Origin of the sequence: Microbacterium sp. Leaf161 (assembly GCF_001423645.1) — a bacterium.
In the GTDB taxonomy this organism is placed as follows: Bacteria; Actinomycetota; Actinomycetes; order Actinomycetales; family Microbacteriaceae; genus Microbacterium; species Microbacterium forte.
Genome location: NZ_LMOW01000001.1, coordinates 2014837 through 2033853, shown reverse-complemented (window position 1 = coordinate 2033853; position 19017 = coordinate 2014837). Strand labels below are relative to the sequence as shown.

General features: G+C 68.5%; 16 protein-coding genes. 7 read left to right on the top strand and 9 right to left on the bottom strand.

Annotated elements, in window-relative coordinates; genetic code table 11:
- Nucleotides 1-63: 63 nt before the first annotated feature.
- Nucleotides 64-696, top strand: a complete 633-nt coding sequence (gene upp, locus ASF87_RS09780) for a uracil phosphoribosyltransferase (protein ID WP_042538962.1) — start codon at nucleotides 64-66, stop codon at nucleotides 694-696.
- Nucleotides 697-725: 29 nt separating this feature from the next.
- On the opposite strand, the gene ASF87_RS09775 is transcribed toward upp, so the two are convergent.
- Complete coding sequence (locus ASF87_RS09775) at nucleotides 726-1667, bottom strand: LysR family transcriptional regulator (RefSeq protein WP_042538960.1); 942 nt, start codon at nucleotides 1665-1667, stop codon at nucleotides 726-728.
- A gap of 119 nt (nucleotides 1668-1786) precedes the next feature.
- Here ASF87_RS09775 and ASF87_RS09770 point away from each other — a divergent pair, with 119 nt between their 5' ends.
- On the top strand, nucleotides 1787-2821 hold the full coding sequence (locus ASF87_RS09770; RefSeq protein WP_056375678.1) for a putative oxygenase MesX: 1035 nt from the start codon (nucleotides 1787-1789) through the stop codon (nucleotides 2819-2821).
- A gap of 20 nt (nucleotides 2822-2841) precedes the next feature.
- Nucleotides 2842-3870, top strand: coding sequence for a methionine synthase (locus ASF87_RS09765; protein ID WP_056376446.1), 1029 nt, complete (start codon nucleotides 2842-2844; stop codon nucleotides 3868-3870).
- Nucleotides 3871-3934: 64 nt separating this feature from the next.
- On the opposite strand, the gene ASF87_RS09760 is transcribed toward ASF87_RS09765, so the two are convergent.
- The 3 genes from ASF87_RS09760 to nadE all read right to left on the bottom strand — a co-directional run bounded on the left by ASF87_RS09760 (nucleotide 3935) and on the right by nadE (nucleotide 9097).
- Nucleotides 3935-4702 (bottom strand): hypothetical protein, encoded by a 768-nt coding sequence (locus ASF87_RS09760; RefSeq protein WP_235558917.1) that lies wholly within the window; start codon nucleotides 4700-4702, stop codon nucleotides 3935-3937.
- Between the two features lie 34 nt (nucleotides 4703-4736).
- Nucleotides 4737-8207 (bottom strand): TM0106 family RecB-like putative nuclease, encoded by a 3471-nt coding sequence (locus ASF87_RS09755; protein WP_082508824.1) that lies wholly within the window; start codon nucleotides 8205-8207, stop codon nucleotides 4737-4739.
- Between the two features lie 71 nt (nucleotides 8208-8278).
- On the bottom strand, nucleotides 8279-9097 hold the full coding sequence (nadE, locus tag ASF87_RS09750) for an ammonia-dependent NAD(+) synthetase (RefSeq protein ID WP_042538954.1): 819 nt from the start codon (nucleotides 9095-9097) through the stop codon (nucleotides 8279-8281).
- 112 nt (nucleotides 9098-9209) lie between these two features.
- On the opposite strand from nadE, the gene ASF87_RS09745 reads away from it, so the two are divergent.
- Nucleotides 9210-9767: a phosphorylase family protein gene (locus ASF87_RS09745; protein ID WP_042539416.1), complete on the top strand. Its 558-nt coding sequence runs from the start codon at nucleotides 9210-9212 to the stop codon at nucleotides 9765-9767.
- A gap of 48 nt (nucleotides 9768-9815) precedes the next feature.
- Here the strand turns inward: ASF87_RS09745 and ASF87_RS09740 are convergent, their stop codons facing one another.
- From ASF87_RS09740 to ASF87_RS09720, 5 genes are all read right to left on the bottom strand, one after another.
- Nucleotides 9816-12812 (bottom strand): AAA family ATPase, encoded by a 2997-nt coding sequence (locus ASF87_RS09740; RefSeq protein WP_056375677.1) that lies wholly within the window; start codon nucleotides 12810-12812, stop codon nucleotides 9816-9818.
- A 72-nt stretch (nucleotides 12813-12884) separates the two neighbouring features.
- Complete coding sequence (locus ASF87_RS09735) at nucleotides 12885-14039, bottom strand: exonuclease SbcCD subunit D (RefSeq protein WP_056375676.1); 1155 nt, start codon at nucleotides 14037-14039, stop codon at nucleotides 12885-12887.
- Between the two features lie 109 nt (nucleotides 14040-14148).
- A complete protein-coding gene (locus ASF87_RS09730) occupies nucleotides 14149-15594 on the bottom strand; it encodes an MFS transporter (RefSeq protein ID WP_056376443.1) in 1446 nt (481 codons plus the stop codon).
- A 329-nt stretch (nucleotides 15595-15923) separates the two neighbouring features.
- Complete coding sequence (locus ASF87_RS09725; RefSeq protein WP_056375675.1) at nucleotides 15924-16391, bottom strand: DIP1984 family protein; 468 nt, start codon at nucleotides 16389-16391, stop codon at nucleotides 15924-15926.
- A gap of 52 nt (nucleotides 16392-16443) precedes the next feature.
- Nucleotides 16444-16752, bottom strand: a complete 309-nt coding sequence (locus ASF87_RS09720) for a GNAT family N-acetyltransferase (RefSeq protein ID WP_056375674.1) — start codon at nucleotides 16750-16752, stop codon at nucleotides 16444-16446.
- Between the two features lie 329 nt (nucleotides 16753-17081).
- On the opposite strand from ASF87_RS09720, the gene ASF87_RS09715 reads away from it, so the two are divergent.
- Genes ASF87_RS09715 through ASF87_RS09705 form a run of 3 tightly spaced genes read left to right on the top strand, consistent with a single transcriptional unit; the run spans nucleotide 17082 to nucleotide 19016 of the window.
- Nucleotides 17082-17786: a winged helix-turn-helix domain-containing protein gene (locus ASF87_RS09715; RefSeq protein ID WP_042538945.1), complete on the top strand. Its 705-nt coding sequence runs from the start codon at nucleotides 17082-17084 to the stop codon at nucleotides 17784-17786.
- Between the two features lie 35 nt (nucleotides 17787-17821).
- On the top strand, nucleotides 17822-18781 hold the full coding sequence (locus tag ASF87_RS09710; RefSeq protein ID WP_056375673.1) for a DNA-3-methyladenine glycosylase family protein: 960 nt from the start codon (nucleotides 17822-17824) through the stop codon (nucleotides 18779-18781).
- A gap of 37 nt (nucleotides 18782-18818) precedes the next feature.
- Nucleotides 18819-19016, top strand: coding sequence for a hypothetical protein (locus ASF87_RS09705; RefSeq protein WP_056375672.1), 198 nt, complete (start codon nucleotides 18819-18821; stop codon nucleotides 19014-19016).
- Nucleotide 19017: the final 1 nt, after the last annotated feature.

Below are 19017 nucleotides of genomic sequence, written 5' to 3'. Positions count from 1 at the left end.
CGCAGAAGCCACTCCCGTGCAGCCGATGTCGTACGCGAGCGTCCGGCGCATTAGCCTGTAGGCATGCGTGTTCACGTCGCCGACCACCCTCTCGTCACTCACAAGCTCTCGGTGCTGCGCGACCATCGCACACCGTCGCCGGTCTTCCGCCAACTGACCGAAGAACTCGTGACGCTGCTCGCGTACGAGGCGACCCGCAACGTGAAGGTCAGCCCGGTCGAGATCACCACTCCCGTGACCACGACGATGGGCGTGAAGATCTCGGAGCCTCGCCCGATCGTCGTGCCGATTCTGCGCGCAGGACTCGGCATGCTCGAGGGACTCGTCAAGCTTCTGCCGACCGCCGAGGTCGGATTCCTCGGGATGGTCCGCGACGAAGAGACCTTCGAGCCGACGACCTACGCCGAGCGCCTCCCCGATGACCTGAGCGATCGCCAGTGCTTCGCCATCGACCCGATGCTCGCAACCGGTGGCTCGCTGGCTGCGGCCATCCAGTTCCTCTTCGACCGCGGGGCCAAGGACGTCACGGCGATCTGCCTGCTCGGCACGCCGGAGGGTCTCGCCGCGATCGAGGCGCTCGTCGGAGACCGCGATGTGACCATCGTGCTCGGCGCGCTCGACGAGCGTCTCAACGAGAAGGGCTACATCGTCCCCGGACTCGGCGACGCCGGCGATCGGCTCTACGGCACCGTCTGACGCATCGGCTGACGCATCGGCTGCTCGCGCTAGCCGAGCAGCGCCACGCCGAACCCCGCGACGACGTCGCGGACCTCGGCGAGATATCGCTGCGCCTGCTCGGTCAGAGGGATGGCGGTGCGTCCGACCCATCCGATCTCGATGTGATCGTCGACGTCGAGAGGCACCGCGACGATCTCAGGATCGAGGTCGTCGCTGATGATGCCCGTCGAGATCGTGTACCCGTCGAGTCCGATCATCAGGTTGAAGATCGTCGCTCGGTCGGAGACCCTGATCTCGCGAGCGCTCGAGAGGGTCGAGAGGATCTCCTCGGCGAAGTAGAACGAGTTGTTCGCCCCCTGATCGAAGGTGAGGCGCGGCAGGCCGACGAGATCGTCGAGGGTCGCCCGCTCGCGGGAGGCGAGCGCGTTCCGTCGCGAGACGAAGATGTGCGGCTCGGCGACGAAAAGCGGATGGAACGCGAGGCCCGAGTCCCGCAGCAGCTTGTCGATGACGTTCCGGTTGAAGTCGTTGCGGAAGAGGATGCCGAGTTCGCTGCGCAGCGTCCGCACGTCTTCGATGATGTCCCAGGTGCGGGTCTCCCGCAGTGAGAACTCGTACTCGGCCGCGCTCGAGCCCTTGACCATCCGCACGAACGCATCGACAGCGAACGAGTAGTGCTGCGTCGACACCCCGAGGAGTCGGCGCGACGGCGGCCGCCCCAGGTAGCGCTGCTCGAGCAGCTCGGCCTGCTCGACGATCTGTCTGGCGTACCCGAGGAACTCCGAGCCGTCACTGGTGAGCGTGACGCCCCGGGCCGAGCGGGCCAGAAGGGCACGACCCACCCGACTCTCGAGGTCTTTCATCGCCGCGGACATCGTGGGCTGTGCCACGTAGAGCATGTCGGCCGCGGCGGTGATGGATCCTTCCGCGGCGACCTCGATGAAGTACTGGAGCTGTTGCAGCGTGATACCGCTCGATCGCCTGGGCATAGGAGAAGGCTATAGCACCGCATAGTGGAGCTGAATTACCCGATGACCCTCGTTCGGCAGCACCATGAGAACACAGCATTCGCGAGGCCCTGTCAGCCTCTTTCCCGGATTGGCCCCTCATGGCGAACGAGATCACGTTCAGCATCACCACCACGCGCTTCGACGAGGACTACGCCCCGTCGGACAGTTCGCGGATCACCACGAACTTCGCCAACCTCGCTCGCGGCGAGCGTCGCCAGCAGAACCTCCGCGATGCCCTCACGATGATCGACCGACGGTTCAACGATCTCGCACGCGGTGACGGACTCGACGGCGACGGCCCAGACGGCGGCCGCTACTCGGTGGAGCTCGACATCGTCTCGGTGCAGCTGCGATTCGCCGACGGCGAGGACCGGGAGTTCCCCGTCCTCGAAGTGCTGGACATCCACATCGTCGACCGGCTGACCGGAGAACGCCACCAGGGCATCGTGGGGAACAACTTCTCCTCCTACCTGCGCGACTACGATTTCAGCGTCGTCCTGCCCGCGGCGAGCGCAGCCGCCGGCGGATTCGCGACACCCGACGACTTCGGTGAGCTGCACGGCAAGCTCTTCCAGCACTTCCTCGAGTCCGACGCGTATCAGGAGCGGTTCTCGACGCTGCCGGTGATCTGCATCAGCGTCTCGACCAGCAGGACGTATCGCCGCAACGGCAACGTCCACCCCGTGCTCGGCATCGAATACGTCCAGGACTCCTTTTCGCTCACCGACGAGTACTTCGGGAAGATGGGCCTGCAGGTGCGGTACTTCATGCCGCGAGGCAGCTCTGCCCCGCTCGCCTTCTACTTCCGCGGCGACCTTCTGAGCGACTACTCCGATCTGCAGCTCATCGGCACGATCAGCACCATGGAGACGTTCCAGAAGATCTACCGCCCCGAGATCTACAACGCGAACACACCCGCCGAGAGCGTCTACCGTCCGAGCCTGGCGCACGAAGACTTCCAGCAGACCGAGATCACCTACGACCGCGAGGAGCGCAGCCAGCTCGCGGTCGTCCAGGGACGCTACGCGGATGAGCACTTCGTGACTCCCCACCGGCGCGTGCTGGATGAATGGGCCGCCGCCTACCCGGCTCCGTCCGCCCTCACCCCGACCTCCCCCGCTCCGGTCCGATGACCGGCGCCGGCTCGACGACCTTGGAAACCCTCCTCCCCACCTCGATCGTCGGAAGCCTGCCCAAGCCGGCATGGCTCGCGAGGCCTGAGGTGCTCTGGTCGCCGTGGGAGTTGCAGGGGGATGCGCTCGTCGAGGGCAAGCATGATGCGCTGCGCGCCGCGGTGCACGAACAGCGGCGGCGCGGCATCGACATCGTCAGCGACGGGGAGCAGACTCGCCAGCACTTCGTCACCACCTTCATCGAGCATCTCGACGGCGTCGATTTCGAGAAGCGCGAGACGGTCCGCATCCGCGACCGCTACGACGCGAGCGTGCCCACCGTGGTGGGTGCGGTGAGCCGTCCGAAGCCCGTGTTCGTGGACGACGCGACGTTCCTGCGTCGGCAGACCGATCAGCCGATCAAATGGGCGCTCCCTGGCCCGATGACGATGATCGACACCCTGGCCGACCGTCACTATCGCAGCCGCGAGAAGCTGGCGTGGGAGTTCGCGACCATCCTCAACCAGGAGGCGAGGGAGCTCGAGGCTGCGGGAGTGGACATCATCCAGTTCGACGAGCCCGCGTTCAACGTCTTCTTCGACGAGATGAAGGACTGGGGCATCGCGGCCCTCGAGCGCGCAGTCGAAGGGCTGAGCGCCGAGACGGCTGTGCACATCTGCTACGGCTACGGGATCAAGGCGAATAACGAGTGGAAGGCGACTCTCGGCGCGGAGTGGAGGCAGTACGAGGAGTCGTTCCCCCTTCTGCAGCGGTCCTCCGTCGACATCATCTCGCTGGAGAGCCACCACTCTCACGTTCCTATGGACCTCATCGAGCTCATCCGCGGCAAGAAGGTCATGCTCGGGGCGATCGATGTGGCGAGCGAGCAGGTCGAGACTCCGGAGGAAGTCGCCGACACCCTGCGCCGCGCGCTCGAATTCGTCGACGCCGAGCTTCTCATCGCCAGCTCGAACTGCGGCATGGCACCCCTGCCGAGGCATGTCGCGCTCGGCAAGCTGAGCGCGCTGTCGGCGGGAGCACGACTGGTCCGCGAGGAGCTCGGCGCCTGACCGGCGCCACGCCCCTGAACATCGCCGCGCGTGGCCACCGGCTGCGACGCCCCGTCAGGGCGACTCACACGCCCAGGCGGTAGCCGCGCTCGTCTCCGTAGTATGTGAAACCTGCCCGCTCGAGGATCGGTGCGGACGTCGCTGTGCGCCCCTTGACGAGTGCCGTCTCCGCCCCGAGTGATGCGCTCACCCGCAGCCGCTCGGCGAGGACCGCCCGGTAAGCGCCTCTGCCCCGCGCGTGCTCGAGCGTGGCGGCACCCCACAAGCGGGCGAATCCGTCGACGATCGTGCACCCGCCGGTGCTGACGGCCCGGCCGTCGAGCCGCGCAAGAACACGGGCGTGCGTACCCGCGTCGAGCGTCGACGTGATCTCTTCGAACTCGATCCGGAGCCCTTCTTCATCGAGGGGCTGCTGCTGCCACACCGGCACGTTGATGGCGTCGACCTCGCGGACCTGCTCGAGCGTGCGTACGACCTCTGCGGCGGCCTCCGGGGGGACGTCGATCGACGCACGGTCGATTGCACAGGCGAACACCGCGACCGTGTCTATGTGCTCGGCGCCGCGTCTGCGCAGCTCCGCTTCGAGGTCGGGGCGATCGGACGCGTTGGTCCAGAAGCGCAGCTCGCGCTCCCCCCAGGATCTGGTGCGCTCGATCGCGTGGTCGAGAACCGCCTCCCCATCGGCGTCCGAGTCGACCTGCGATCCACGCACCCCGCCACCGAACCGTTCGGGGTACCGCACCAGCTGCAGCTCCGTCTTCTCGTGATCGCTGTCACGGGGGAACCACACCCATGCCGCCGAGGCGCGAAGGATGTCGTCTGTCGTGTGCACGATGGCTGTTCCTCGCTCTGGATCCGGTCGTCGCTCAGCTCGCCGCACCGACCAGCCGCGCGAAGGCGCTCATCCGAGCGACCCCCTCGGGCGTGCGGGGCAGGTCGTCGAGCAGTGCCGGTGAGTGGATCAGGTAGGCCGCTACCTGCGCTCTCGAGATCGCCACGTTCAATCGGTTCTGCAGCAGCAGGAATTCGGGACCCCGTGGGGCATCGCGTCCGCTGGATGCCGCAAGGGACGTGATCGAGACCACCGCCTCCTTGCCCTGGAAGTTGTCGACCGTGCCGACCGGGACGTCGGGGAAGCCTGCCTCGGCGAGTGCGTCGCGCACGGTCTGACGCTGTGCGTTGTAGGGCGCGACGACGATGATGTCGCGCTGCACGAGCGGCCTGACCGTGGCATCGGCATCGTTGTCGGTGAACGCGCGTCCGACGAGGTCTCGCACGAGTGCCACCACCTCGTGCGCCTCCTCCGGCGACTGCGTGGCGTTGCCGCGGTGCCGGAGCGGGACGATGTGCAGACCAGGATCGATGCCTTCGAGCGCGCGCCGCTCGGTGCCGGGGGCCGACGCGAGCTGCCCGGCGTATGCGAGCTTCGACACCGGCGCGGCGAGCCGAGGATGCATGCGCCACGAACGGGCCAGGAAATAGCCGTAGTCAGGTCGGACCACCGCATCGCCGTCCATGACCCATCCGAGCGCCGACGTGTCGACGGGCTCGGGGTGCGCTCCCTGGCTGACTTGGGGCAGCTGCTGCGGGTCACCGAGCAGCAGCAGACGCTGCGCGCCCGCGGCGACGGCGATCGTGGAGGCGAGGGAGAACTGACCCGCTTCATCGACCACGAGCAGGTCGAGGCCCCCGCGCTCCACGCGTGCGGTGTTGCTGAAATCCCAGGCCGTGCCGCCGACGACCGCTCCGTGCTCGGCATGCTCGCCGAGGAACGCGGCCATGCCGTTCTTGGGAATCGCCGTGTACGAGGGATCGGACGACGGATCCTTCGGCGCCTTCCCGACCTGCGCGGCGGGAACGCCGTCGGCCACCACGCGTTCGAGCAGATTCTCGATGATCGCGTGGGACTGCGCGACGACGCCGATTCTGAAGCCGTGATCCTTCACGAGCCGCGCGATCACCTGGGAGCCCGTGTAGGTCTTGCCGGTGCCTGGTGGGCCCTGGACCGCGAGGTAGCTGCGATCGAGGTCGAGGACAGCTCGCACGATCGCATCGATCGTGTCGTCTCCCTGCTCAGGCAGGGGGCGGCCCGAGAGGGTCCGCGGGGGGATCCGGCGCAGGATGTCGGTGGCCGCATCGGACGGGAACCCGGGTGCTGCCGTGTGGACCGTGTCGGCCCATTCGTCGATCGCGCCCTGCAGCGAGACGACACGTGGCGGAGCCGCGGGGGTGAGAGCGAGAGGAAGTTCGTCCCACGTCTGTCCCTGGATCGCCGTCTCGGTGATCAGATAGCCGTCGTCGAGCAGCTCGGTGACCGTGACCGTGTGCGGGACGTGCACCGCGCGTGACGGGGCCTCGGTGTCGAAGGGAGCCGGCACGGGATAGAGCGCGAACGGCTGCGACCCTGCTCCGAGAGTGGTGCCGGGTGACACCTCTCCGCGGATCTCGATGTCGCGCGACATCACCCGACGACCCTCGCCGACGCTCCAGTCGCGCTGAACGGTAGACGACATGCTGTCGACGCGCACGACATCGCGAGTGCCGTCCCACATCGTCACGGGCTCGCGCAGCCGCTGGAAGTGCGACACCCAGAAGCTCTTCGCCTCGCGAGGGAAGTAGTCGATGGCGGCCGCAGCGAGACGATGCACCTGCCCGTCGCCACCCGCCGCGACGGCCCGCTCGGCGTCGGCGAGGAGCGCCACCGACCGCGGCGACGGCTCGTAGATCACCTCGTCGGCCTCGTCGGGCGGGGCGGGGTTCACCCCCTCCTTCCGGGCGATGTCGATCAGCCAGTTGCGAAGGCGCCTCGTCGACACGCAGTCGTAGCGGTTGTAGTCGGCGAGATCGGCGAAGACCGCGTCGGCCTCGTCCTGCTCCCCCGCCGCCGCGAACTCGCGGGCCGCCACGTACTGCACGATCGAGTCGTCGCCCTTCTGAACGTCACTGGTGCGCACGTCCTCACCCATGTAGAGCGGCTCGAGCTTCTTGATCGAGTACGACCGCGACCCCACGCGCACGGTGCGCAGCACCAGCGGATACAGGTCGACGAACACGCCCTCGCGCAGCAGGCGGTCGATCTCGCCCTCGCGCACGCCGTGGCGTGCCGCCATCGCCACCAGGTGCGAGGTCTCGTATGGCGCGTAGTGATAGATGTGCATGCCGGGGTGCGCTGCTCTGCGCACCTTCACGAAGTCGAGGAATCGCTCGAACGCCTCTCGCTCCGCAGCGAAGTCGTGGGCCCACAGCGCCGTGTACTGGTCGGCGTTGTCGACCCATCCGAAGAGGTAGTCGATGCCCCAACGAGCCTCGCCGTCAGGCGCCGGCTCGGTGTAGAGCGGGTCGCCCTCGAAGTCGAAGAAGATGTCGCCGTGACTGGGCACGGGGAGGGTGTGGATCGCCGCGGCGTAGTGCACGTCGTATGTCGGCGCACCCTCGGCATCCGCGCGGATCTGCAGCCTCGCCTGCGCCCGCAGCGTCTCGAACGTGTCGGTGTTCATGCCGTCAGGAGGCGTATCGGCGTCGGCCAGCGCGTCGATGGTCTCGATCCCGGCTGCCCGCAGCCGGGCGCGCTGCACGGGCCGCATGCGCGCGACCATCAGCAGGTCGCGATGCGCGATCACCTGCTCCTCGCAGGTCGCGCATCGCCCGCAGGCCACGACCTCGAGGTCGCCGCGGTCGTCGCCCCATGCCAGCGGGGCGCCGCTGGAGCCGTCTCCGACTCGGCGATCGGCGATGAGGGCGCGCAGGCGCGCTCGACGCACCTGGAACAGCGGAAGGAGGTCGTCCACCGAGTGGGTGCTCAGCGTTCCGTCGCCGAGGATGAGGTCGACCTCGTCGGACCGCGGAATGCCCAGCCGGTCGAGCTGATCGACATATGCCGCGAGCTGCATGAGGGCGGTGACCCGCGCCTTGCGGGCGAGCTTGGAATCCTGCACGCGCCATCGCCCGTCGTCGTCGCGCTTGAGAAAATCGGCGAACCCGACGAACTCGGGTGTCGCGAACGCCGCCTGGAACACGATCAGCGCATCGGATCCGAGAGCACACACCGTCTCGTCGACCGCAGCTGCGAGCGCATCGGCGTCGATCGACGACACCTTCTCGACCCGGTGCACCTGATCGCTCCCGAGGTCGTCGATGTAGCGCGCGAGGACGTTCTGCTCGTGGACGTCTCCGAGCAGCGCAGCCCTGGCGAGCGTCGCGTCTTCAGGCTCCTCCACGGCCGGGACGCGGCCCAGCTTCGCATCGATCGCGCGGCACCAGGCGAACTCGCATTCGGCGGCCGCCTTGAGGTCGCTCGCGCTCCAGATGACGCGCTGCGCCTGAGTGTCGATCCGCACGATTCTCCCGTTCCCTCGGATGCTTCGACACTAGCCGCGGCATCCGACACGGGATCACGGCGAGAGGCGTGTCAGCGCCACCACGTGTCGTCGGGGGTCACCGGGAGGTGACGCTTGTGCTGCGTGGCGAGGTATCGGGACTCGATCCGCCCCGCGACATCGGGGTCGACCTCACGCCCCTCGAGGAAGTCGTCGATCTGCTCGTACGTGAGCCCCAGCTCGTCTTCGTCGGCTCGGCCGGGCTGGCCGTCCAGGAGGTCGGCCGTCGGCACCTTGTAGGCGAGACGATCCGGCGCCCCGAGCAGCAGCAGCAGTGACCGGCCCTGCCGCTTGCTGAGACCCGAGAGGGGAAGGATGTCGGCCGCGCCGTCGCCGAACTTCGTGTAGAAACCCGTGACCGCCTCAGCTGCATGGTCGGTGCCGATGACGATGAGACCGTCGTGTCCGGCGAGCGCGTACTGCGTCACCATGCGCACGCGCGCCTTGATGTTGCCGCGGTTGAAGTCGCTGATGTCGCTCGTGACCGCGAACTCGATGTCCTCCTCGACGCCGTCGACGCCGTTCTGGATGTTCACCTCGACCGAGGAGTCCGGTGCGATGAACTCGAGCGCGGCCTCGGCATCAGCGGCGTCCTTCTGCACCCGGTACGGCAGCCGCACGGCGAGGAACTTCGCCTCTCCGCCCTCGGCGCGCACGCGCTCGACGGCGAGCTGTGCGAGTCGCCCCGCGAGTGTCGAGTCCTGTCCGCCGGAGATCCCGAGCACGAAGCCCTTCGCTCCGGTCACCCGCAGGTAGTCGACCAGGAACGCCACTCGGCGTTCCACCTCGACCTCGGGGTCGATCTCGGCCTTCACACCAAGCGCTTCAGAGATCTGCTGCTGCAGGGTCATTTGTTCCTCCGGTCTGCCCGACGCCAGTATCCTCCCCCAGTGTTACATCGAGATGACGTCGGTCGCACGCGCTCGGCTTCGCGGCGATCGATCCACCTGGCAGGATGGCGGAGTGAAACTTCTCGTCGCAGCCATGGCATCCGAACTCGCAGCGTTCCCGGACGAGCTCGAGGGATTCGACCAGCTCGTCACCGGCGAGGGCAAGATGCAGGCCGTGTACGCCCTCACCCGTGCGCTCGACGCCAAGGAGTACTCCGAGGTGGTGGTCGTCGGGACCGCCGGCGGCATCGACCCTGAGCTCGATGCGACCGTGCACGAGATCGGCAGCGCACTGCAGCACGACGTGTTCGACCTCGACGGCGTCGCAGGGCAGCACGTGTCGCTGCCCGCGCGCGTGTCTACCGGCCGCGAGGGCGTGCTGATCGCGACCGGCGACAGCTTCGTCGGCGATGCCGGGATCACCGCCGTCATCCGCCCCTCGGGTGCGGGTCTGGTCGACATGGAGACCTATGCGTACATCTGGGTCGCCGAGCAGTTCGGAGTGCCGATCCGCGCGTTCCGCGCGATCTCCGACCGGGCGGAGGATGGCGCGCTCGTCGACTTCCGCGAGGCGATCGCACGGTGCAGCGTGCAGCTGCGTGAAGTGATCCGCCGGGAGTACGGCGTCTGAGGACAGCATCCTCTGAACCCGCTGCTCCGGCGAGGGGCGCGCTGGGTCTCAGCGCGCTTCGATCACGCTCGGACCGCTCGACGTCGCACGCACCCGCAGCTGCGCAGGGATCTGCTCCTGCATCGCCTCGACGTGGCTGATGACGCCGACGGTGCGACCGCCCTGGCGCAGCTCGTCGAGGGTGCGCATGGCGACGTCGAGGGTGTCGCCGTCGAGCGAGCCGAAGCCCTCGTCGATGAACAGGGTGTCGAGACGGATGCCGCCGGCTCGCGCCGTGACCACCTCGGCGAGTCCGAGCGCAAGGGCGAGGGAGCTCAGGAAGGTCTCGCCCCCCGAGAGCGACTGCGCCGGCCGGGTCTGGCCCGTGAATGCGTCGAACACGACGATGCCGAGCCCAGACGCTGCCCCGCGGGCGGCGAGCGCGTCTGAGTGGCGGAGCTGATAGCGCCCCGTCGACATGTCGCTGAGCCGGCGGTTCGCGGCGTCGACGATCTCTTCGAGTTCGGCGGCGAGGACGAACGTCTCGAGCGTCATCTTGCGGGCGTTCGCCCCGCGACCGGCGATCGCGTCGGCGAGTCCTCGCAGAACCTCGTAGTCGGCGGCGTCGTCTGCGATGCGGGCGTGCTCTGATGTCGCGGCCTCGATGACCGCGGCGAGCTGCTCTGACACCCCTGCCGCCCGCCCCGCCTCGTCGACCGCGACGGACCAGCGCTGCCGCGCGGCGAGGGAAGACTGCTCGGCAGGACCGAGATCGATCGTCTCCTCCGGGAGCGTGCGGAGCTCGAGGTCGAGGAGGATCGCGCGCTCCTTCTCGCGCTGGACGGCGTGCTGGGTGACTCGATTCTCGAGAGCCGCCTGCGCTGCGGCCGTGAGGAGCGACAGCTCGACCGCCGCGATGCCGTCGAACTCGGATGCTTCCAGCGCCGCATCCAGTTCGGCCTTCGCAGCTGTCGCGGCCTCAGCCTTGCGTGCCCGCTCTGCCGCCGCCTCGACGAGCGCGAGAGCAGCCTGGACTTCGACACGCGTCGCCGTGAGCCTCTCGGCCACGGACTCGTAGTGCCCTTTCGCTTCTGCGATCGTCTCTCGCGTATCGGCGACCCGCTGCGCCACGAGCGAGTGCGCTTCGCGCGCCGCGGCCAGCGCTGTGGAATCACGGTCGCGGTCGCTGTCGAGACGGCGGATGCGCGCGAGGAGGGCTTCGCGCTGCTGATCGAGCGTGACCAGCTGGTCGGCTGCATCTGTGCTCTGTGCGTGTGCCGCTGTCGCGGTGTCGAGCTCTGCGACAGCCTCGTCGACCTCTCGACCGTCGGCGCGGCTGATCGCCGCGGCGAGGTCGGCGCGCAGTGAGGATGTCCGTTCTGCCGCATCTCGCTCGCGCTGCGCGAGGACATCACGTGCGGCTTCAGCCTCGTCGACGTCTTCCGCCGAGACGGGGTCGGCATGCACGGCGGGAGCCGGATGTTCGTGCGATCCGCATACCGGGCACGCCTCGCCCTCGTGCAGCGAGGTCGCCAACTCCCCCGCGAATCCGTCGAGTCGGCGCTGTGTGAGCTGAGCGAGCGCGGTCTGAGCTGCAGCGAGCGCGGCGCTGGCGTCAGCGAGTTGCCGTTCGGCGTCGTCATGAGCGGCTCTGAGACGGACTGTCTCGACCGCCGCCGCATGCCGCGCTGCGGCAGCATCCCGTGCTGCGGCCAGATCTCCGGCGCGATCAGCGAGCTGCCTCGCCGCGTCGCGCGCGAGTGTGAGCTGTTCGAGCTCTGCGGGAAGCGCGACACGATCGGCCTCGGCCGCGTCGATGCGAGCGGTCGCCGCCGCCACGGCATCGGACGTCGCCGCAAGCTCGGCATCGAGCGCCGATGCGGAGCGTTCCAGCTCTGCCGCACGCTGCCACAGACCGGTCTGCGCCGTGCGCTCGGCCGCCCACTCCGTGAGATCGTCCGCGACGATGCCGTGAGCCTCCCAGGCCGCTCGTGCGCGTGTCTCGGCCTCGATCGCGGCGTCGAGCGCCGATGTCGCCGTCGTCGCGGCGGAGATCGGGCCCCGCAGCAGCTCCGCGGCCCTGGCGTTCTGCAGTTCACCGCGCGCAGCGGCGATGTGCGGCTCATCAGCCTCGAGACGTGCGAGCGCGGCTCTGGCCCGATCCCGCTCGAGCTGCGCCCGCTGCTCCTCACGCGCGATCGCGAGGGCCGCGTCTGCTGCGTCCGACTGCTTCTCCGCCTCGATGCGCTCAGCCGCTCGACGTTCTGCGCGGTAATCCGCACGAGCCTTCGCGCGACGCAGACCGTCGAGGCGCTCCTCTGTCGTCACCGCGACAGGCTCTGAGTCGGCCGCGCCCGCGTCTTCTCCCTGCACCTCGCCGTCGTGCCCGAGGCCGGCGCTGCCGACGAGCCTCTCGCCCTCGTCGAGGCGGGCAGACACCGTTGCGAGGCGTGCCCCGAGACTCTGCTCGGCCGCCTTGCGTCGTTCATCGAAACGCGCCTGCACGTCTTCGAAACGCTCGGTGCCGAACAGCCGCCGCAGCAGCGACTGTCTCTCTTTGCTCCCCGCCAGCAGGAACTCCGAGAACCGATTCTGCGCGAGCAGGATCACCTGGAGGAACTGCTCGCGACTGAGCTGCAGGATCTCGTCGAGCTCGAAGGCCGCCTCGCGCTCTTTCGCGGCGAGACCGATCCATTCGCCGCCGACCGAGGTGTCGAGCTGCACGGCCGCCGGCTGCACCGTCATGCCGCCGCCGCGCTTCTTGGGGCGCTCGTATTCCGGTGAACGCCTGACGCGGAATCGGCCCGCCGGAGTGCTGAACTCCACCACGACCTCAGTCACGTCGTCGGGCTCGCAGTGATCGCTGCGCAGCCGCTTCTCGCCACCCTCGTAGCGCGGGACTCCGCCGTAGAGACCGAAGCAGACGGCATCGAGGATGCTGGACTTGCCGGCGCCCGTGCGACCGGCGATCAGGAAGATGCCGTCGTCGGCGAACGCATCGAAGTCGACGGTCTGCCGCTCGCGGAACGGGCCGAACCCTTCGACCTCCAGTCGGTGCAACTGCATCAGAGAGTCTTCTTCACTGTCGGAGCATGATCGCGGTGACGCATCGCCGGGCTGGATCGAGTCGTCACCGGATCAGATGAGGGCTTCGGCGCGGACGCGGTCATCGAGGACCTCGCGGATCAGCTCGCGCTCGCGCTCGGTCGCCCCGTGGCCCGCGCGGACGTGCTCGAGGAAGGCCTCGATGCGCTCGGGGTCACTGACGGCACCGCTCAGCCGATCGACATAGGAGCGCTCGACTGCCGCGGATGTGTCGGAGGGCTGATGCTGCACCATCGCGCAGTGCGGATAGCGCTCTCGGAGTCGACGCATGGGCTCGGTCTGGGCGAGCGCGTCGGTGTACACCGCACAGACCCAGTCGTCGGCGTGCGCCGCGATGTTCTCGGGAGACAGGATCTCATCGAGGGTGCCGGTGAGGGTGACCAGGCGACGAGGGACGGGAAGATCGAGCCACTCGACCGATGCGAGGCCGGTGGCATCGAGGTCGACCAGCCAAGAACCGCGCGGCTTGCTCTGCTCGCCGAAGCTGTAGTGCAGCGGAGCGCCCGAATAGCGCACCCGTTCGCTGATCTTCTGGCGCCCGTGGATGTGCCCGAGAGCGACGTAATCAGGACCGTCGAAGACCGACAGCGGCACGACGTCGAGACCCCCCTGCCGCACCTCGCGCTCGAGACCGACCGTGGCGTCGACTCCGGCGGAGAAGCAGTGCGCGATCGCGACGGATCGCCCCGGGTGGGCCTGCATCCCCACCCGGACGAGATCCATCGCATGAGACAGCGTCTGCGCCTGCGTGCGCAGATCGGCGCCGATCCAGTGCTGACGCACGATGGCGGGCTCGAGGTACGGGATGCCGTAGAAATGCACCGGACCATCGGCGTCTGCCAGCGTCACCGGCGTGCCGATCGCGAGCGGATCGGTCAGCACGTGGATGCCGTCACGGAGCAGCCGCGCCTGGAACCCGAGACGCGCAGCGGAGTCGTGGTTGCCGCTCGTGACGATCACACGGGCACCCGTCTCATGCAGCGCGACGAGCACGTCGCCGAGAAGCGTGTACGCGGGGCCGGCCGGCGTCGCCGAATCGAAGACGTCACCGGCGACGATGACGACGTCGACCGCGTTCTCACGAACCTGCACCGTGAGCGCTCCGAGGACCTCGGCCAGCGCGTCCATGGTCGAGTTGCCATGGAAGGTGCGGCCGATGTGCCAGTCGGAGGTGTGCAGGATTCGCATACTCACACGCTACGAACCCCCACCGACATTCGGCCTCAGGCGTGCCGCGGCATCCGTTCCTGGGCCCGGAATCCGTGGGATTCCGGGCGGAACGGATGCCGCGAGCGTCTCAGTGCGCGCCGACCGCGAACCCCGGCTGCGACGGCATCAGCTCGTCCTTCGAACCGCGCACCATGACGGCGGCGATCACGGCAGCGCCGACCATGAGGATCGACGCGACGATGAACACCCAGCCGTAGGCGTCGGTCAGCTGCGTCGGGGAGACCTCCGTCTGCGCGTGCCCGCCCACGGACGCCGCGTACACGGCCGTGAACACGGACAGCCCGATCGATCCGCCGATCTGCATGGCCGAGTTGGCGACGGCCGATGCGATGCCCGCGTCATGCGGTGCGACTCCGGTGAGCGCCAGGTTCTGCAGCGGGATGAACACGAAGCCCATGCCGATGCCGAGGAGCAGAAGCGCCGGCGCGATCTGCACGATGTACGCCCCATCGGGGGTGATCCCGGAGAGGAGGAACAGACCGGCCGCCGCGACGAGCGGCCCCACGATCAGCATCGGCCGCGGCCCGATCACCGTGAGGAGCTTCGTCGCGATCGGGGCGATGATCATCGTCGCGATCGGCAGCGGCAGGGTCGCCGCTCCCGCCGGGAGCGCGCCCATGCCGAGCACGAACTGGAGGTGGAAGGTCAGGTAGAGCGTCGCGCCGATCATGATCGCCCCGGCCACGCCCTGGATGAGGAACGCTCCCCCTCGCACTCGATCGGCCACCACCCGCAGCGGGAGGAGCGGCTGCGACACACGACTCTCGACCCACACGAACACGCCGAGCAGCACGACCCCCAGAGCGAGGAACGTGATCGTCAGCGGATCGCCCCAGCCGTTCTCGGCGAGGCTGAAGCCGTAGACGAGCGATCCGAGACCGAGAGTCACGGTGATCGCACCCCAGACGTCGTACCGGTTGTCGCCCTCGGCCTTGCTCTCGGTGAGGAAGAGCGCTCCGCCGACGAGGCCGATCGCGACGAAGAACAGATTGACCAGCAGGCACCAGCGCCAATCGGTGAACTCGGTGAGGAATCCGCCCAGCAGCAGGCCGACCGCTGCGCCGGTTCCCGCGACGGTCCCGAACACGGCGAACGCCGTGTTGCGCTCGCGGCCCGAGGGGAAGGTCACGGTGAGCAGCGCGAGAGCCGCCGGTGCGAGAAGTGCGGCGAAGACGCCCTGCAGGCCGCGGGCGAGGATGAGCTCCCAGCCCGACTGCGCGAGGCCGCCATAGAGGGATGCAGCGCCGAAGCCCACCATCCCGATCATGAAGACACGCTTGCGCCCGACGTAGTCGGCGATGCGACCACCGAGCAGGAGCAGTGCGCCGAAGGCCAGGGCGTAGGCCGTGACGACCCACTGACGCTGGCCGTCGGTCAAGCCGAGGGACGCCTGGGCCTGAGGCAGGGCGATGCTCACGATCGTGCCGTCGAAGACGACGATCAGCTGCGTGAGGGAGATGACGACGAGCGCCCACCACCGGGTCTGGGGGCGGGCGCGCAAGGACGATGACATGGAAGAACCTCCGGTGTCGGGGACGATGCCGGAGGTTTCGAGCCTCGGACCAGCGCGCTTCATGAGCGCCTGACCACCTCAGCCGACGGGGCTGAGCAGAGAAACCATATTACCCGAGATGAGGCTGTGGGATCGCGAGCGGAAGGTCCCCTGACCCCCCCTCGTCACGATGATCGACACGTGGTGATGCGAGATGCGCGATGCGCGATCACATGTGCGGCGTGCGGGGCTGCGCGATGCGGATCCGGGCTGCCCTCCGCCCAACATGAGCCGGAATTGCCCCTCCGGCTGGGGGTGTGCCCGCCTCGTCGTGACTACCGACTTCCGCTCTACTCCTCCAGATCGTGGAGCCAGTTCGCCTGCTGGATCCGATTGTCGAGTTCGCGCAGCTCCTGCGCGACCCCATCCGCGCGCGAGCGCAGCTCGGCGACGGGAAGCGCGGAGATCTGACGCAGCTCCGACCGCATCTGACGCAGGAACTGGTCGTTCGCCCCGGATGCCGCCGCGGCGGCGTCCGCGAGCAGCGAGTGCTGCAGCCGGAGCACGTCGCGGGCGGCGAGGGCATCGGTCATGGTTCCGTCGGTACCCAGATCCAGACGCGAGTTCGTCGCGTTGATCCGCCTGATGAGGTCTCGGAGCAGCAGCAGATCGGCGTCCGCCTGAACGAGAAGCGCGGCGGCATCCTCGGCGGGCTCCTCGCCCTCCTGGTACCTGGCGTTCGCGGTGATGCGCGCACGCAGCTGCTCTATGCGGCGCTGCAGGTCTGCGCGGGCGGTGAGTGCCTCTGCGAGTTTCATGACTTCATCCTGTCAGGGCGCCACCGTGTAACACAGCGTCACACGAGCTGCGTCAGCGAGAGCGCAGGAGAGCCGAGTGCTCCGGGTGCGCCTGGAACCAGTCGGAGACGTACCAGCACACCGCATCGACCTTGCGATCTCCGCGTTCCTCGATGTCGGCGACAGCGCCCTCGACGACGACACCCGCATAGCCGTGGCCGCGGAAAGTGGGGATCGTGAAGGCTCTCGTCAGGGCGATCGTGTGTCCGTCGTCGCGGTAGTCGAGCACGCTCACGAGCTGCCCGTCTCTCATCAACGTGTACCGCGATGCGTCCTTCTCATCGGTGAGGAGGAAGCCTGCGGCGAGGGTCGAAGTGGTCATCTCTCCACGTTACGCCCGCCTCCGGCACGGTCGGCCGTTTTGACACGCCCGGACTTCTTCCGACATAATCCCCCCATGACTACCAACGCAAGCCCTTTGTCCGCCCAGGAGGCGAACAGGACTGCCGGGATGATGATGCCCGGTCGCGTTGGCATGTGTTGCCGAATGTGTCGCTGAACGAACAGCCACTCCGTCTGACCTGACTTCTCGCGATCTGCGAGGTATGGGTCATCGAGCATCCACCCTTTGCTCGCTCTTCCGGCTCGCCCGGTCATTCATGCAACGCATCAGAGCCTCTTCCCGGCTCACGTCCTGAGGACTTCATCATCATGTCGAACACCGCACTTCTCGAGCGTCCCGCCGCCACCGCCGCCGTCCGCACCGCCGCTCCGGCGCCCGCCGCAGCCCCGCTCGATGCAGATCTTCCCGCTGTCCGCTCGCCCCGCGGCTTCGCCCTCTACGTCGGCCTCGACGAGATCAAGGCCGCAGAAGCCGGAGTCAGCCTCCCGCTCCTCGTCGACGCGCTGCGTCGCACTCTCGCCGAGCTCGCTCCCGGCGCCGAGACGCACGCCACCGTCGCGCTCGCCCCGCACGGCTCGGGGGGTCGCGACCTCGACGTCGTGCGTCTCGCACTGCACGAGCCCGGTGCGATCGCCCGCACCAAGGCCGCCGCAGAGGAGGAGACCACCGACGAGGAGGGCGGCGTCGTCGTCGACATCTCGCGCAAGCGCGTCCTGATCGACGGAGAATCCGCAGCCTTCACCTACAAGGAGTTCGAGCTGCTGCAGTACCTCGTGCTCCGCGAAGGACGCACGATCGAGCGCAGCGAACTCGTCTCCGCTCTGTGGCAGGCGCAGGACGACGAGACCCCCGGCGAGCGCACCATCGACGTGCATGTTCGGCGTCTGCGCGCGAAGCTCGGCCGCTACGAGGACATCGTCCGAACCGTGCGCGGCATCGGCTACCGCTTCGACCGTCACGCCGACGTCGTCATCCGCTACGGCCACGGCACACCCTCGCCCGACCGCTTCTGATCCGAGTGTCAGCCCCGCCACGTATCGTGGGGCGCATGACCCTGACCGCGGATGCCGGAGCCGCCGACGCGGCTTCTCAGAGCGCACCGCGGGAGACTGTGTATCGGCCGACCGCACCCGTCGATCTCCGCGCGACGGTCGGCATGCTGCGGCGAGGCCCCGGGGACCCCACCATGGTCTTCGACGGTCCGGTGATCTGGCGCACTCTCCGAACTCCGCTCGGCCCTGCGACGCTGGCCCTGCGCGCGCAGAGCGGAGAGATCAAGGCCACCGCGTGGGGCCGCGGAGCCGAGCACGCACTCGACACCGTGCCCGACCTGTGCGGCGCCCGAGACGACCCGTCGGGTTTCGATCCCTCGCTCCATCCCCTGATCTCCGAGGTGGCCCGCCGTGCGCCCGGCATCCGCCTGGCTCGCACCGGCGTCGTTTTCGACGCTCTCGCCTGCGCCATCATCGAGCAGAAGGTGACGGGTCTCGAGGCGTTCCGCGCCTGGAGGCTGCTCGTCACGAAGTTCGGCGAGCGCGCACCCGGTCCGACCCCGCGGCCGATGCACGCCGCCCCGACCGCAGAGCAATGGCGTCGCATCCCCTCGTGGGACTGGCATCGGGTCGCGGTGCAGCCGCCGCAGTCGAAGACCGTCGTGCGCGTCGCCGAGCGGGCGGACAGCATCTCGCGCGCGCTTCTGGCAGCACCCGGCGGCGACGAGCGTGACCGCGTCCTGACGAGCTTCCCCGGCGTGGGTGTGTGGACCTCGGCCGAGACGCGCATCCGGGCACTCGGCGATCCGGATGCGGTGAGCGTCGGCGACTACCACCTCGCACATCAGGTGGGATACGCCCTCACCGGCCACCGCACCGATGACGAAGGGATGCTCGACCTGCTCGCCCCGTGGGCGGGGCACCGGCAGCGTGTGATCCGCCTCATCTTCGCGAGCAGAGTGAGCGAGCCCCGACGAGGGCCACGGCTCTCCCCCGAAGATCACCGCACTCGCTGACCTCCCGTGGCGGGCGGATCGCCTTTAGGCTGAGCCCATGTCGCGCAACGCACTCCGCTTCTCCGTCACCGCAGGTCTTCTCATCCTCGGTGTCGTGATCGGCCTGATCTTCCAGAACGTCTGGCTCGGCATCCTGCTCGCCGCGATCGTCTGGCTGGGCTGGTTCATCGGCTACGAATCCCGCCGGGGCCGCAATGCCGGCGTCAACGACGAGGACCACGGCGTCGAGCTCTGAG

Coding starts and splice junctions, on each gene's coding strand:
- upp (WP_042538962.1), top strand. CDS start 64: ATGCGTGTTCACGTCGCCGACCACCCTCTCGTCACTCACAAGCTCTCG.
- ASF87_RS09775 (WP_042538960.1), bottom strand. CDS start 1,667: ATGCCCAGGCGATCGAGCGGTATCACGCTGCAACAGCTCCAGTACTTC.
- ASF87_RS09770 (WP_056375678.1), top strand. CDS start 1,787: ATGGCGAACGAGATCACGTTCAGCATCACCACCACGCGCTTCGACGAG.
- nadE (WP_042538954.1), bottom strand. CDS start 9,097: ATGACCCTGCAGCAGCAGATCTCTGAAGCGCTTGGTGTGAAGGCCGAG.
- ASF87_RS09740 (WP_056375677.1), bottom strand. CDS start 12,812: ATGCAGTTGCACCGACTGGAGGTCGAAGGGTTCGGCCCGTTCCGCGAG.
- ASF87_RS09735 (WP_056375676.1), bottom strand. CDS start 14,039: ATGCGAATCCTGCACACCTCCGACTGGCACATCGGCCGCACCTTCCAT.
- ASF87_RS09730 (WP_056376443.1), bottom strand. CDS start 15,594: ATGTCATCGTCCTTGCGCGCCCGCCCCCAGACCCGGTGGTGGGCGCTC.
- ASF87_RS09725 (WP_056375675.1), bottom strand. CDS start 16,391: ATGAAACTCGCAGAGGCACTCACCGCCCGCGCAGACCTGCAGCGCCGC.
- ASF87_RS09720 (WP_056375674.1), bottom strand. CDS start 16,752: ATGACCACTTCGACCCTCGCCGCAGGCTTCCTCCTCACCGATGAGAAG.
- ASF87_RS09715 (WP_042538945.1), top strand. CDS start 17,082: ATGTCGAACACCGCACTTCTCGAGCGTCCCGCCGCCACCGCCGCCGTC.
- ASF87_RS09710 (WP_056375673.1), top strand. CDS start 17,822: ATGACCCTGACCGCGGATGCCGGAGCCGCCGACGCGGCTTCTCAGAGC.
- ASF87_RS09705 (WP_056375672.1), top strand. CDS start 18,819: ATGTCGCGCAACGCACTCCGCTTCTCCGTCACCGCAGGTCTTCTCATC.